The organism is Kluyvera genomosp. 1, from assembly GCF_001266615.1.
GTDB lineage: Bacteria > Pseudomonadota > Gammaproteobacteria > Enterobacterales > Enterobacteriaceae > Kluyvera > Kluyvera cryocrescens_A.
Genome location: NZ_LGHZ01000008.1, coordinates 44834 through 57643, shown reverse-complemented (window position 1 = coordinate 57643; position 12810 = coordinate 44834). Strand labels below are relative to the sequence as shown.

At 54.8% G+C, this 12810-nt stretch carries 12 protein-coding genes; 8 read left to right on the top strand and 4 right to left on the bottom strand.

Going from position 1 to position 12810, the window contains the following annotated elements:
* Positions 1-98 precede the first annotated feature (98 nt).
* Positions 99-353, top strand: a complete 255-nt coding sequence (locus KP80_RS05255; RefSeq protein ID WP_052282539.1) for a DUF1161 domain-containing protein — start codon at positions 99-101, stop codon at positions 351-353.
* 32 nt (positions 354-385) lie between these two features.
* On the opposite strand, the gene KP80_RS05250 is transcribed toward KP80_RS05255, so the two are convergent.
* On the bottom strand, positions 386-787 hold the full coding sequence (locus KP80_RS05250; protein ID WP_072129048.1) for a dTDP-glucose pyrophosphorylase: 402 nt from the start codon (positions 785-787) through the stop codon (positions 386-388).
* 260 nt (positions 788-1047) lie between these two features.
* On the opposite strand from KP80_RS05250, the gene ynfE reads away from it, so the two are divergent.
* Genes ynfE through clcB form a run of 5 tightly spaced genes read left to right on the top strand, consistent with a single transcriptional unit; the run spans position 1048 to position 6933 of the window.
* Positions 1048-3483 (top strand): selenate/tellurate reductase subunit YnfE, encoded by a 2436-nt coding sequence (gene ynfE / locus KP80_RS05245; RefSeq protein WP_052282538.1) that lies wholly within the window; start codon positions 1048-1050, stop codon positions 3481-3483.
* A gap of 10 nt (positions 3484-3493) precedes the next feature.
* Entirely contained in the window at positions 3494-4111 is a 618-nt protein-coding gene (locus KP80_RS05240) for a DMSO/selenate family reductase complex B subunit (protein ID WP_052282537.1), read from the top strand.
* Between the two features lies 1 nt (position 4112).
* Positions 4113-4970, top strand: a complete 858-nt coding sequence (locus tag KP80_RS05235) for a DmsC/YnfH family molybdoenzyme membrane anchor subunit (RefSeq protein WP_052282536.1) — start codon at positions 4113-4115, stop codon at positions 4968-4970.
* A gap of 47 nt (positions 4971-5017) precedes the next feature.
* The gene (gene dmsD, locus KP80_RS05230; protein ID WP_052282535.1) at positions 5018-5632 is read left to right on the top strand and encodes a Tat proofreading chaperone DmsD; all 615 of its coding nucleotides are present in this window, start codon (positions 5018-5020) and stop codon (positions 5630-5632) included.
* Positions 5633-5637: 5 nt separating this feature from the next.
* The gene (gene clcB / locus KP80_RS05225; protein WP_072129047.1) at positions 5638-6933 is read left to right on the top strand and encodes a voltage-gated ClC-type chloride channel ClcB; all 1296 of its coding nucleotides are present in this window, start codon (positions 5638-5640) and stop codon (positions 6931-6933) included.
* Here the strand turns inward: clcB and bioD are convergent.
* From bioD to KP80_RS05210, 3 genes are all read right to left on the bottom strand, one after another.
* Positions 6886-7581 carry a dethiobiotin synthase gene (bioD, locus tag KP80_RS05220; RefSeq protein ID WP_052282533.1) on the bottom strand — a complete coding sequence of 232 codons (696 nt, stop codon included), beginning with the start codon at positions 7579-7581 and terminating at the stop codon, positions 6886-6888. The genes clcB and bioD overlap by 48 nt on opposite strands.
* A gap of 130 nt (positions 7582-7711) precedes the next feature.
* Positions 7712-8929: a sugar metabolism global transcriptional regulator Mlc gene (mlc, locus tag KP80_RS05215; RefSeq protein ID WP_052282532.1), complete on the bottom strand. Its 1218-nt coding sequence runs from the start codon at positions 8927-8929 to the stop codon at positions 7712-7714.
* 110 nt (positions 8930-9039) lie between these two features.
* Positions 9040-9957 carry a LysR family transcriptional regulator gene (locus KP80_RS05210; RefSeq protein ID WP_052282531.1) on the bottom strand — a complete coding sequence of 306 codons (918 nt, stop codon included), beginning with the start codon at positions 9955-9957 and terminating at the stop codon, positions 9040-9042.
* A 116-nt stretch (positions 9958-10073) separates the two neighbouring features.
* On the opposite strand from KP80_RS05210, the gene KP80_RS05205 reads away from it, so the two are divergent.
* Complete coding sequence (locus KP80_RS05205; RefSeq protein WP_052282530.1) at positions 10074-11324, top strand: MFS transporter; 1251 nt, start codon at positions 10074-10076, stop codon at positions 11322-11324.
* 136 nt (positions 11325-11460) lie between these two features.
* Positions 11461-12657, top strand: a complete 1197-nt coding sequence (locus KP80_RS05200) for an MFS transporter (RefSeq protein ID WP_052282529.1) — start codon at positions 11461-11463, stop codon at positions 12655-12657.
* The last annotated feature ends 153 nt before the right edge of the window (positions 12658-12810 follow it).

Genomic DNA, 12810 nt, shown 5'->3' with positions numbered 1-12810 from the left:
CCGTCCTGTTTAGGGATTTTCTCAATGATATTAGCAAATACAATTATTTACACTACCACTGCTATACTTTTTCCGAGTCTATTGAAAAGGAGCCGATCATGAGATCTTCACGCTGGTTACTGGCACTCTTATTTGTAGGCGCTATGCCCGCGCTGGCAGCGGTCCCGGATTCATGCGAACGCGTCAGAAGCGACATTCAGCAAAAAATCGTCAACAACGGCGTGGTTGAAAGTGCCTTCACGCTTGATGTGGTTCCCAATGATCAGGCCGATCAGCCGGGAGCACAGGTGGTTGGGCACTGCGCCAACGACACATTCAAAATCCTCTATACCCGTACCGACAGTGCCCAGTAACGTCGTACCGCCTCTCCGGAGGCGGCCGCGTTTCACTCCTCCTGCGTCACCGTGAACGACAACGCTATCCCAATTAACACGACATCTTTTAATGACCTATCGTCAGACAGCGCATCAAGATTGCCCTGGAAGCGCAGCTGCTGTGAATGTGTATTAATCGTGAGCTTCGCGTGCAGGCACGGTAGCGTTTGAGAGCTGATGGGATAAATCACCCGCCCGGATACCAACACCGGGATCTTACGCAGTTCAGTTGCTTGCGACACGCCAACGGTGGAATAGAGCACCGCCAGCGGCGTGATAGCCAGAACATGTCCTTTTGTCACGCTAATAAAATCGAGCAAAATTTCGGGGCGCAAAAAATTTACCCCTTTGTAGGGAACCGTGACCGTATCGATCGCCGGCATCGGAACGATGTGCGAAGCAATATCCTGCATGAGTATTTTCCTGTAGGGGACAGTGAATGTTCTGCTTTGCGCGAAAAACATAAACCGTAAAAATAATGTTTTCTTGTTGTAAAACAATTATGCACAGCAGGTGAGAACCTGGCAAACACCCCACCGAAAATATCCGGATGTAGTCATATTCCTATTTGACCAGGGATAATACTTGTATACCACTAACCAGGTATTATCCCCCCATTATTAGTCGGATTTTAATTTCCATCTGAAATCAATAAACAATAATGGAGTGAGTCATGTCGAATCTGGAAAAGCAGGGAGGGCTGAGTCGGCGCAGCCTGATTAAATCATCAGCCATCGGTTCTTTAGCGTTGGCGGCAGGTGGGCTTTCACTGCCCTTCTCTTTACGCGCCACTGCGGCCGCCGTCCAGCAGGCCAATCGTACTGACGATAAAGTCGTTTGGGGGGCGTGTTCCGTCAACTGCGGCAGCCGCTGTGCACTTCGCTTACACGTAAGGGATGATGAAGTTTATTGGGTTGAAACCGATAACACCGGACATGATATTTATGGCGATCACCAGGTGCGTGCCTGCCTGCGCGGACGCTCCATTCGCCGCCGCATCAATCATCCCGACCGTCTGAACTATCCGATGAAACGCGTGGGCAAGCGCGGTGAAGGCAAATTTGAACGGATCAGCTGGAAAGAGGCGCTGGATACCATCGCCAGCAACCTGCAGCGAGTGGTGAAAGACTACGGTAACGAATCCGTGTACATCAATTACTCCTCCGGGATCGTCGGCGGTAATATTACACGCTCCTCGCCTTCCGGCTCCGCGGTGATGCGCCTGATGAACTGCTACGGTGGTTCGCTCAACCAGTACGGCACCTACAGTACCGCACAGATCGCCTGCGCTATGCCCTACACCTACGGCACTAACGACGGCAACAGCACCTCCGATATTGAAAACAGCAAACTGGTGGTGATGTTTGGTAATAACCCGGCAGAAACGCGCATGAGCGGCGGCGGGATCACCTACTACCTCGAGCAGGCGCGCGAACGCTCAAATGCGCGCATGATCGTTATCGATCCACGCTATACCGACACGGCTGCCGGGCGTGAAGATGAGTGGATCCCGATTCGCCCCGGTACCGATGCGGCGCTGGTCGCCGGTATTGCCTGGGTAATGATTGACGAAAACCTCGTTGACCAGCCGTTCCTCGATAAATACTGCGTGGGCTACGATGAAACCACACTGCCGCAAGGTGCGCCGGCCAACGGCCACTATAAAGCCTATATTCAGGGTCAGGGTGACGACGGCATCGCCAAAACACCGCAATGGGCATCGCGCATCACCGGCATTCCCGCCGATCGCATTATCAAGCTGGCACGTGAAATTGGCAGCACCAAACCGGCTTATATTTGCCAGGGCTGGGGACCACAGCGCCAGGCCAACGGCGAGCTCGCCGCCCGCGCCATTGCGATGCTATCGATTCTCACCGGCAACGTGGGTATCAACGGCGGCAACAGCGGCGCCCGTGAATCCACCTATACCATCACCATCGAACGCTTCCCGGTACTCACCAATCCAGTCAAAACGGCGATTTCCTGTTTTACCTGGACCGATGCCATCGATCACGGTGCGGAAATGACTGCCACTCGCGACGGCGTGCGCGGCAAGGACAAACTCGATGTCCCGATTAAGTTCTTCTGGAACTATGCCGGTAACACCATCATCAATCAGCACTCTGACATCAACAAAACCCATGAGATTTTGCAGGATGAGAGCAAGTGCGAAATGATCGTGGTGATTGAAAACTTCATGACCGCGTCGGCGAAATACGCTGATATCCTGCTGCCCGACCTGATGACCGTTGAGCAAGAAGATATTATCCCGAACGACTATGCCGGGAATATGGGCTATCTGATCTTTATCCAGCCGGTAACCCGCGCGAAGTTTGAGCGTAAACCGATTTACTGGATCCTAAGCGAAATCGCCAAACGCCTGGGTGATGATGTGCACCAGAAGTTTACTGAAGGCCGAACCCAAGAGCAGTGGTTGCAATATCTCTACGCCAAAATGCGCGCGAAAGACGCCGAACTACCGACCTACGATGAACTCAAGAAAATGGGTATCTACAAGCGCAAAGATCCGAACGGCCACTTTGTCGCCTATAAAGATTTCCGCAACGATCCTGAAGCCAATCCGTTGAAAACCCCGTCGGGGAAAATTGAGATTTACTCCGCGCGTCTGGCTGATATCGCCGCCAATTGGCAGCTTGAGAAAGATGAAACCATCAGCCCGCTGCCGGTTTATGCCTCCACCTTCGAAGGCTGGGACGACCCGATGCGCGACAAATTCCCGCTACAGCTGTTCGGCTTCCACTACAAAGCCCGCACCCACTCCAGCTATGGCAACGTCGATGTACTACAGGCAGCCTGCCGCCAGGAAGTGTGGCTTAACCCGATTGATGCGCAAAAACGCGGCATCAAGAACGGCGATATGGTGCGCGTGTTTAATGGTCGTGGCGAAGTCCGTATTGCGGCAAAAGTGACGCCGCGCATCATGCCGGGTGTCTCTGCAATGGGCCAGGGCGCATGGCACGATGCCGATATGAACGGCGATCGCGTTGACCACGGGTCGTGTATCAATACGCTGACCACCCATCGCCCATCACCGCTGGCGAAAGGCAACCCACAGCACACAAACCTGGTTGAGATCGCGAAGGTATAAGGACTAGCCCATGAGTACGCAATACGGATTTTTCATCGATTCTGCACGCTGCACCGGTTGCAAAACCTGTGAGCTGGCCTGTAAAGATTACAAGAACTTAACCCCGGACGTCAGCTTCCGCCGTATTTACGAATACGCGGGCGGTGACTGGCAGGAGGACAACGGCGTCTGGAACCAGAACGTCTTTGCCTACTACCTGTCAATAGCCTGTAACCACTGTGAAGATCCGGCCTGTACCAAGGTCTGCCCGAGCGGTGCGATGCACAAGCGTGAAGACGGCTTTGTGGTTGTTGACGAAGATGTCTGCATCGGCTGCCGCTACTGCCATATGGCCTGTCCATACGGCGCGCCGCAGTACAACGCCGCTAAAGGTCACATGACCAAATGCGACGGTTGTCACGAACGCGTAGCGGACGGCAAGAAACCGATCTGTGTGGAATCCTGCCCGCTGCGCGCGCTGGACTTCGGCCCGATTGAAGAGCTGCGCCAGAAGCACGGCCAGCTGGCTGCGGTGGCCCCGCTGCCATCCGCGCACTTCACTAAACCGAGCATTGTGATTAAACCTAACGCCAACGCACGTCCGTGCGGTGACACAACCGGCTATCTGGCCAACCCAAAGGAGGTGTGAGATGGGAAGTGGATGGCATGAATGGCCGTTAGTACTGTTTACGGTACTGGGGCAATGCGTTGTCGGCGCAACAATAATTACCGGTATGGGTTGGCTGGCCGCGCGAAATGAAATGGCGGATCAGCGACGGATCGTGCTCAATATGTTTTTCCTGTGGCTCATCATGGGAATCGCCTTCTTTGCGTCAGTTCTGCACCTCGGTTCACCGCTACGCGCATTCAATTCACTCAATCGCATCGGTGCTTCAGCGCTGAGTAATGAAATCGCCAGCGGCTCGATATTTTTTGCCGTAGGCGGCTTCTGGTGGCTGCTCTCCGTTCTCGGGAAAATGCCGGCTGCGCTCGGGCGTATCTGGATGGCGATCGCCATGGTGCTGGGTTTGCTGTTTGTTTGGGCGATGACGCGGGTTTATCAGATAGATACGGTCCCAACCTGGTATAATGGTTACACGACGGCCTCGTTCTTCTTAACCGTGGTACTCACCGGGCCGCTGTTTGCCGCCCTGCTGCTGAAGCTGGCGAAAGTACCGTTTAACGGCAAATTCTTTGCATCGTTAAGCGTTTTGGCTTTACTGGCAAGCCTTGCAGTCGTGGTGCTGCAAACCTCTGAGCTTGGCTCTATTCACAGCTCCGTACAGCAGGCCAATGCGCTCTTGCCAAACTGGGGCAGCCTGCAGGTTTGGCGTTTTGCCCTGCTAACGGCAGGCTTAGGCTGCTGGCTGTGCCCGCTGCTGCGCCGTGTACCGCCGCGTGCAATTGGCCTCGGTATCGGCCTGTTGCTGATGCTGGCAGGTGAGTTTATCGGCCGAGGGCTGTTTTACGGCCTGCATATGACCGTCGGTATGGCGATTGCCGGGTAATCTATCGGTGCGGGATTCGTCCCGCACACTTTTAAGGATATGTAGTAATGAATGACGTTCAGCACGATGACGCATTAGCCTTCTCCGCCCGTGTTCTCGGCGCACTGTTTTACTTCGCACCGGATAGCACGCTGGCTGAGCCGTTGGTTGCCGCCTTTACCGCTGGCGAATGGGCCGCGCAATGGCCCTATCCGGTTGAAAATGCTGAAGCACTGTCTGCTGGCTTTGCCGCCACCAGCGACGAGTCACTGGCCCAGGCCTGGCAGCGACTGTTTATCGGCCCTTCTGCACTGCCAACACCGCCGTGGGGTTCGGTATGGTTGGATCGCGAAAACGTCTTATTTGGCGACTCCACGCTGGCATTGCGTCAATGGATGCGCGACAACCAGATTGCCTTTGACGTCCAGCAAAATGAGCCGGAAGACCACTTTGGCACGCTATTAATGCTGGCGGCCTGGCTGCTGGAAAATAATCGCCAGCCGGCTTGCGATCAGCTGTTGGCCTGGCATCTGCTGCCGTGGGCTAACCGTTTTATTGCCGAATTTATCGATAAAGCCGAGCATCCGTTTTTTACCGCGTTGGGGCAACTGACACAGCAAACGTTGGGTCACTGGCAGTCAGCGCTGCTGATCCCTGTCGCTGATAAAAAGCTGTATCGCTAATCACCATGCAGCGTCTTCATCACTATCCTGACCTCACGGCCATGCTGCGCCGCCTGCTCATTGCCACCGTCATCGGCGTTCTGGCTGCGCTCGCGGTAGCACTGTTCCGTCACGCGATGTACTTCCTGGAGTGGCTGCTGTTAAGCAATGACAGCGGCAGCCTGGTCAACGCGGCTGAGAGTCTGGTCTGGTGGCGAAGGCTAATAACCCCGGCTCTCGGCGGGCTGGCCGCTGGGACATTGTTGTGGGGTTGGCAACGTTATACTCGCCAGCGCCCTCATGCGCCTACGGATTACATGGAGGCCCTGGAAAGTGATGAAGGAAAATTTGACACCGGCGCAAGCCTCATCAAATCCACGGCCTCGCTGTTGGTTGTTGCCAGCGGCAGCGCCATTGGTCGTGAAGGCGCAATGATCCTGCTGGCGGCACTTGCGGCCTCTTTCTTTGCGCAACGCTTCACGCCAAAAGCGGAATGGAAACTGTGGATTGCCTGCGGGGCCGCGGCCGGGATGGCCAGCGCCTATCACGCACCGTTAGCCGGTAGCCTGTTTATTGCCGAGATCCTCTTTGGCACGTTGATGCTCGCCTCGCTGGGCCCAGTGGTGATTTCCGCAGTCGTCGCCCTCTTGACTACCCAAATGATGAACGGTGGCGCAGAGTTGCTGTACCGCGTCGGCGATCTCCCGACGCTCAACGCGACCCACTACGCGCTCATGCTTGCGACTGGTCTGGTCTGTGGTTTCGCAGGGCCGCTACTGATGTGGCTGATGGACGCCAGCCATCGCGGTTTCTTACTGCTCAAACTCTCCCCGCCCTGGCAACTGGCACTTGGTGGTTTGCTGGTCGGTTTATTGTCGTTGCTGACTCCTGCCGTATGGGGCAACGGCTACAGCGTGGTACAGGGCTTTTTACTCGCGCCGCCAGTATTTGCGGTGATTGGCGGGATATTTCTCTGTAAGCTATTGGCAATTCTCGCCAGCAGCGGCTCGGGCGCGCCCGGTGGGGTTTTCACGCCAACGCTGTTTATCGGGCTGGCAGTCGGGATTTTATTTGCCGATTCATGGAGTGCGCTGTTTAGTGGGGGTCACGACATGGCTATTTTACTGGGGATAACCGGTATGGCCACGCTGCTGGCCGCCACGACCCATGCACCGATTATGTCGACGCTGATGATTTGTGAAATGACCGGGCAGTATACGCTGCTGCCCGGCTTACTGATTGCCTGCGTTATTGCATCAGTGCTGTCTCGCACCCTACGCCAGGATTCGATCTACCGTCAGCACGTTGCTGAGCATCGCTAAATCAACATATTGACTCAGTTCACGCTGTTCAGGACGCGGGAGATACGGTAGCTCGCCAATCAACGGCGCCGGCAGTTTCTTGCTCAGCACATCGATGATTTCCGCGTAGTGCGAAAGCCCGGGGTTGATACGATTAGCGACCCAGCCAATGAGCGGCAAGCCATCATTGGCAATCGCCTGTGCCGTCAACAGCGCATGGTTGATGCAACCTTCCTGAATCCCCACCACCATCAATACCGGCAGTTGTTCTTGCACCACCCACTCGGAGAGCGGACGCAGATCGTTCATCAAGCTACGCCAGCCACCGGTGCCCTCGACCACCACGTTATCCACCTGCTTACTGAGATTCGCTAAGCCATCGGACAACAAGGTGTAATTGATAGGACAACTGTGCGCCACGCTGCTCTCTTCTTCGCTTAGCGCAATGGGATTGATTGCCTCATAAGGCAACGCCAGCGATGAAACGCTTTGCAATACCAGCGCATCTTTATTGCGCAGACCGTCCGCGGTCTCTTTACTGCCTTTTGCGACCGGCTTATATCCCGCTACCCGTTTCCCGCTGGCGGCGAGCGCCTGTAATAGCGCACGAGAAACCACCGTCTTACCGACAGAAGTATCAGTCCCAGTTATAAAGAAACGATTAAGCATGACTAACTAACCCCACAGCGACGCCTGTAAAAATCAAGGCAATGAATAATTCAACCGGGTGAAAGTTTACGTGATGCACAGCTAAGGCAGATTGAGGTAGCGCAATTTTTTGCAAAACCGCAAAAAATTGTTAACCCTGTAACAGTCTGATGAGCAAGGTTCCGTTATACAACGCATCTTTCACCAGCGCCGCACCGGCCATAGTGCCCCGGTTAGAGAATTGCGTTTGCTCGACGGAGATATGTTTGCTGTACGCAGGAAGGGACTGTTGCTTAATGCAGTCAGCAATGGCCGGGAACAGAATGTCAGAGGCCAGATTAAACGGCGAACCGATAAGAATCTTTTGCGGATTGAACAGATTCACCATGATGGCCAGGATACGTCCGACGTTAGTCCCGATGCTACCGACGATGTCCTTCGCCAACAGGTCGCCCTGCAGCGCCGCCTGGCACAGCCAGTCGATGGTCAGAGGCTTTTGGTGCAGCATTGAGCTCATTGACTGCTGCATACGCACCTGGGTAAGTTCCAGCACGCTTTGCACGCTAGCGATGGTTTCCAGGCACCCATGGTTACCGCAGTAGCAGCGTTTTCCGTAGGGATCGACCTGAGTATGGCCAATCTCCACCAAACTGCTGCTGCCCGCATGCAGCAGGCGGCCATCGGTAATCACCCCGGCGCCCACGTTATGATCAATCACCACCTGAATAACATCTCTCGCGCCGCGCGACGCGCCAAACAGCGCCTCGGCCATGGTCCAGGCGCTGATATCATGTTGGATGTAAACCGGCACGCCGGTGTGCGCTTCAAGCGTTGCGCCTAGCGGGACGTCGGTGACGTCGTAAAACGGCATCCGATGAATTATCCCATTCTCGGTATCAATAATGCCGGGTAACGTAATGGCAATCGCCGTTAAACGTTCAAGCAGCGCCTGATGACGAATAAAGAATTGATCAATATGCGCAAGCACGCGGTTTAAGAAAGGTTCGGCGTGTTCAAGCGACAGTTCAAGCAGCTCTTCAACCACTAGCTTACTGCTCAAATCGCGTAGAGAAAGATGAATATCACCTCGACCAATGCGCACTGATAGATAGTGCCAGGCCTCGGTTTCCACCTTTAGACCGACGGCAGGACGCCCGCGGCTGCCCACTTCCTGGATTTCAGTTTCCTGGACCAGATGTGCTTCCAGCAGTTCACGAACGATTTTGGTGATACTGGCCGGGGCCAGTTGAGCGAGTCGGGAGAGGTCGATACGGGATACCGGGCCGAGCTGATCAATGAGGCGATAAACGGCCCCCGCATTGGTCTGCTTGATTTGATCGATATGGCCTGGCTGACTGTCCGCTACCACCGTAAAACTCCCTTATTTTCGCGCTTCGAAATAAACTTTGGGCTATGGTGAAGTACTTCAATGGCCTGCGTCAAATTTTTACTTAGCCTTGTGATTTACCGCACATTTTTTCACACTTTTAACGCCGAAACGCTCACCTTTGCCGCAGTTAACAGATGCTGTTTAAACCGCTCCGCCGCCTGGCTGAGCTCATGATGCTTTGACCAAACCAGCCACATTTCCGATACCGCATCCTCTTGCGCAATCGGAACCCAGCGCATTTCCTGCAGCTGTACCCGCCGAAATGAGGCGGGCAAAATCGAGACACCAAGCCCAGACGCAACGAGGCCAATAATGGTCATCGCCTCTCCAACTTCCTGGGTAATTGTAGGCGTGACGCCGTAACGTCTCATTAACCCCAGAATGTCGTCATACAGCCCGGTTCCGACATGAGGATCGAAGAAAACGAACGGTTCTTTACCCAACTCAACCAAACTCACTGCCTCTTGACGCGCCAGCGGATGGTCGCGGTGAATCATCGCTAATAGCGGTTCGCGCAAAATGACCTGCCAGTCGAGGGTATCCGGCAGCTGCGTATTACGCATCAGCCCTAGCTCCAGGCCACCCTCGGTCAACGGCGAGATTTGCTCGCGCGTGTTGGTTTCACGCGTCTGGATGTGCACATCGGGATAACGTTGCCGAAAGGTCGACAAGGTATCGGAGACGGCTTTTATAAACGGGGCCGACGAGGTAAAACCGATGCGCAGTTCGCCGGTCTCGCCGTGATGCAAACGGCTGGCTCGTGCGGCCGCTTCGTTGACCTGCAGCAGAATCTGTCGGCTGTCGGCAAGAAACTGTCGCCCTGCTTCCGTCAGGCTCACGCTGCGGTTGGTGCGGGCGAAAAGACGGGCCCCCACCTGTTGTTCGAGAATCTGAATTTGCTGGCTGAGCGGCGGTTGAGAGATGTTTAATCGTGCAGCCGCGCGGCCAAAATGCAGCTCCTCGGCGACGGCCACAAAATAGCGAAGATGGCGAAGCTCAATATTCATATTTTTAAAGTCTTAATTGAGATTATTAATATATTAGACAGAATATTTACGATTTCCTACTCTAATTATGTGACCTATGTCGTTATTACATCTCGTTTTTGAGCAAGGATTTTCCCGTGAGCCGCACAACGACCGCAGACCATACTCCCGTAATTGATGTCCGCGATGATACCCCTTCTGCATCTAATACCTTCATACGCCGCGGTACGCCGCCCTTTATCCGCGTGACGCTGGCGCTCTTCTCTGCGGGGCTTGCGACTTTCGCCCTGCTGTACTGTGTACAGCCGATTCTGCCTGTGCTCTCTCACGAGTTTGGCGTCTCACCGGCGCAAAGCAGTATTTCACTCTCGATATCAACGGCCATGCTGGCAGTGGGTCTGCTGTTTACCGGCCCGCTGTCCGACGCAATTGGTCGTAAACAGGTGATGGTGACTGCCTTAGTGCTGGCCTCATGCTGTTCACTGCTCTCAACCATGATGACCAGCTGGCACGGCATTTTGATAATGCGCGCGCTGATTGGCCTGTCGCTTAGCGGGGTGGCAGCGGTCGGTATGACCTATCTAAGTGAAGAGATCCACCCGAGTTTTGTGGCTTTCTCGATGGGACTTTATATCAGCGGCAACTCGATTGGCGGCATGAGCGGCCGTTTGCTTACCGGGGTATTTACCGATTTCTTCGGCTGGCGGGTGGCGCTGGCGGTTATCAGCGCCTTTGCGCTGGGCGCGGCGATTATGTTTTGGCGCATTCTGCCGGAGTCTCGCCATTTTCGCCCAAGCTCACTGAAACCCAAATCGCTGCTGATTAACTTCCTCCTGCACTGGCGCGATCGCGGTTTGCCGCTGCTATTCGTGGAAGGCTTTCTGTTAATGGGCGCCTTTGTCACGCTGTTTAACTATATTGGTTACCGGCTGATGCTGTCGCCCTGGTCGCTCAATCAAGCGGTCGTCGGTTTGCTCTCCGTTGCCTATCTCACCGGGACCTGGAGCTCACCAAAAGCCGGGATGATGACCACTCGCTACGGGCGCGGGCCGGTGATGATCTTCTTTACCGGCGTGATGCTGCTCGGCCTGCTGCTGACGCTCTTTTCCCCGCTGTGGGTGATTTTCCCCGGCATGCTGCTTTTTTCGGCTGGTTTCTTTGCCGCGCACTCGGTCGCCAGCAGCTGGATTGGTCCTCGTGCACGTCGCGCCAGAGGCCAGGCGTCATCGCTGTATCTGTTTAGCTACTATCTGGGTTCCAGCATTGCCGGGACGCTAGGCGGCGTATTCTGGCATCAATATGGCTGGAACGGCGTGGGTGGATTTATCGCGCTGTTGCTGATTGGAGCGCTGCTGACCGGACTACTGCTGCATAGACGCTTACGTTAACCATAAGGGGCGGCGACTGATCTGCCGCCCCTTATATTTAGTACTTATGTGATTGTCATAAAATGCCTTATCGTCTCGCCATACTAGCTGGCACTTCCTATAATGAAGCCCCTTTTTGTCTGATCAATTTAGCGTTATGACTCCCGACACCAGCAACACGCAGCTCAATCTACGCATTATTTCGATCGTCGTTTTTACCTGTATCTGCTACCTCTCCATCGGACTTCCGCTGGCGGTACTGCCGGGCTTTATTCACTATGACCTCGGCTACAGCACGCTGGTTGCCGGTGCCGTAATAAGCCTGCAGTACATTTCGACCCTCGTCAGTCGTCCGCATGCCGGCCGCTATACCGACATCTGGGGGCCGAAAAAAGTCGTGAGTCTGGGCATCATCTGCTGCCTGATGAGCGGGTTATTTACCCTTGCGGCGGCAGCGGCGATGGCCAGTCCTATCACAGCAGTGGCGCTATTGCTGATAGGACGCGTGTTTCTGGGCGTGGGTGAAAGCTTTACCTCCACCGGATCCACGCTATGGGGCATTAAAACCGTTGGCGCTATCCACACTTCACGAGTGATCTCGTGGAACGGCGTCGCCACCTACGTCGCTATGGCCGCCGGTGCGCCGCTCGGCGTGCTGTTAAACGGCTGGTTCGGTATCGCCGGGTTTGCCGCGCTTATCGTGATCATTGCGCTGATAGGTCTGCTGTTTGCTCGTACCCGTGCCGATGTCAGCGTGAGTGCCGGCGTTCGCGCCCCGTTCCATGTGGTGGCGGGTAAAATCTGGCCTTACGGTCTGGGGCTGGGTTTAGGCACCGTCGGCTTTGGGGTCATCGCGACGTTCATCACTCTCTATTTTACCGCCCATGGCTGGCAAGGTGCGGCGTTTACGCTATCGCTCTTTAGCATCGGCTTTATCTGCATTCGCCTCGTTCTTGGCAATACCATTATTCGTTTTGGCGGCGTGCGCGTGTCGCTAATCTGTTTTGTGGTGGAGTGTTTGGGTCTGTTGATCATCTGGCAGGCGCCCAATGCATGGGTTGCTGGCATTGGCGCATTTCTGACTGGCTCTGGCTTTTCGCTGGTCTTCCCGGCGCTGGGCGTTGAAGCGGTTAAACAGGTGGAAGAACAAAACCAGGGAACGGCGCTGGGTACTTACTCCGCGTTCCTGGATTTAGCCCTGGGCATTACCGGGCCTGTTGCCGGTTGGATTGCGGGTTATTATGGGCTTGAGAGTATTTACCTGATTGCCGCCGTCGTGGTTGCCATGGCCTTTGCGCTTATCCTGCGCGTGTACATTTCCCGACGCTCAGCTCAAACGGCTCGCCATAGCTAAGATGCTACGGGGCAATGAAAAATTGCCCCGTACAGAGAGTCTACAAATCTCGTACATTACGTTACACGCCGAAACCAATCACTCACGGAAGACATTCACGCTCGAAGGTATAGTTCTTTCAACGGCCCCGCAGTGGGGTTGAATGAAAAAACC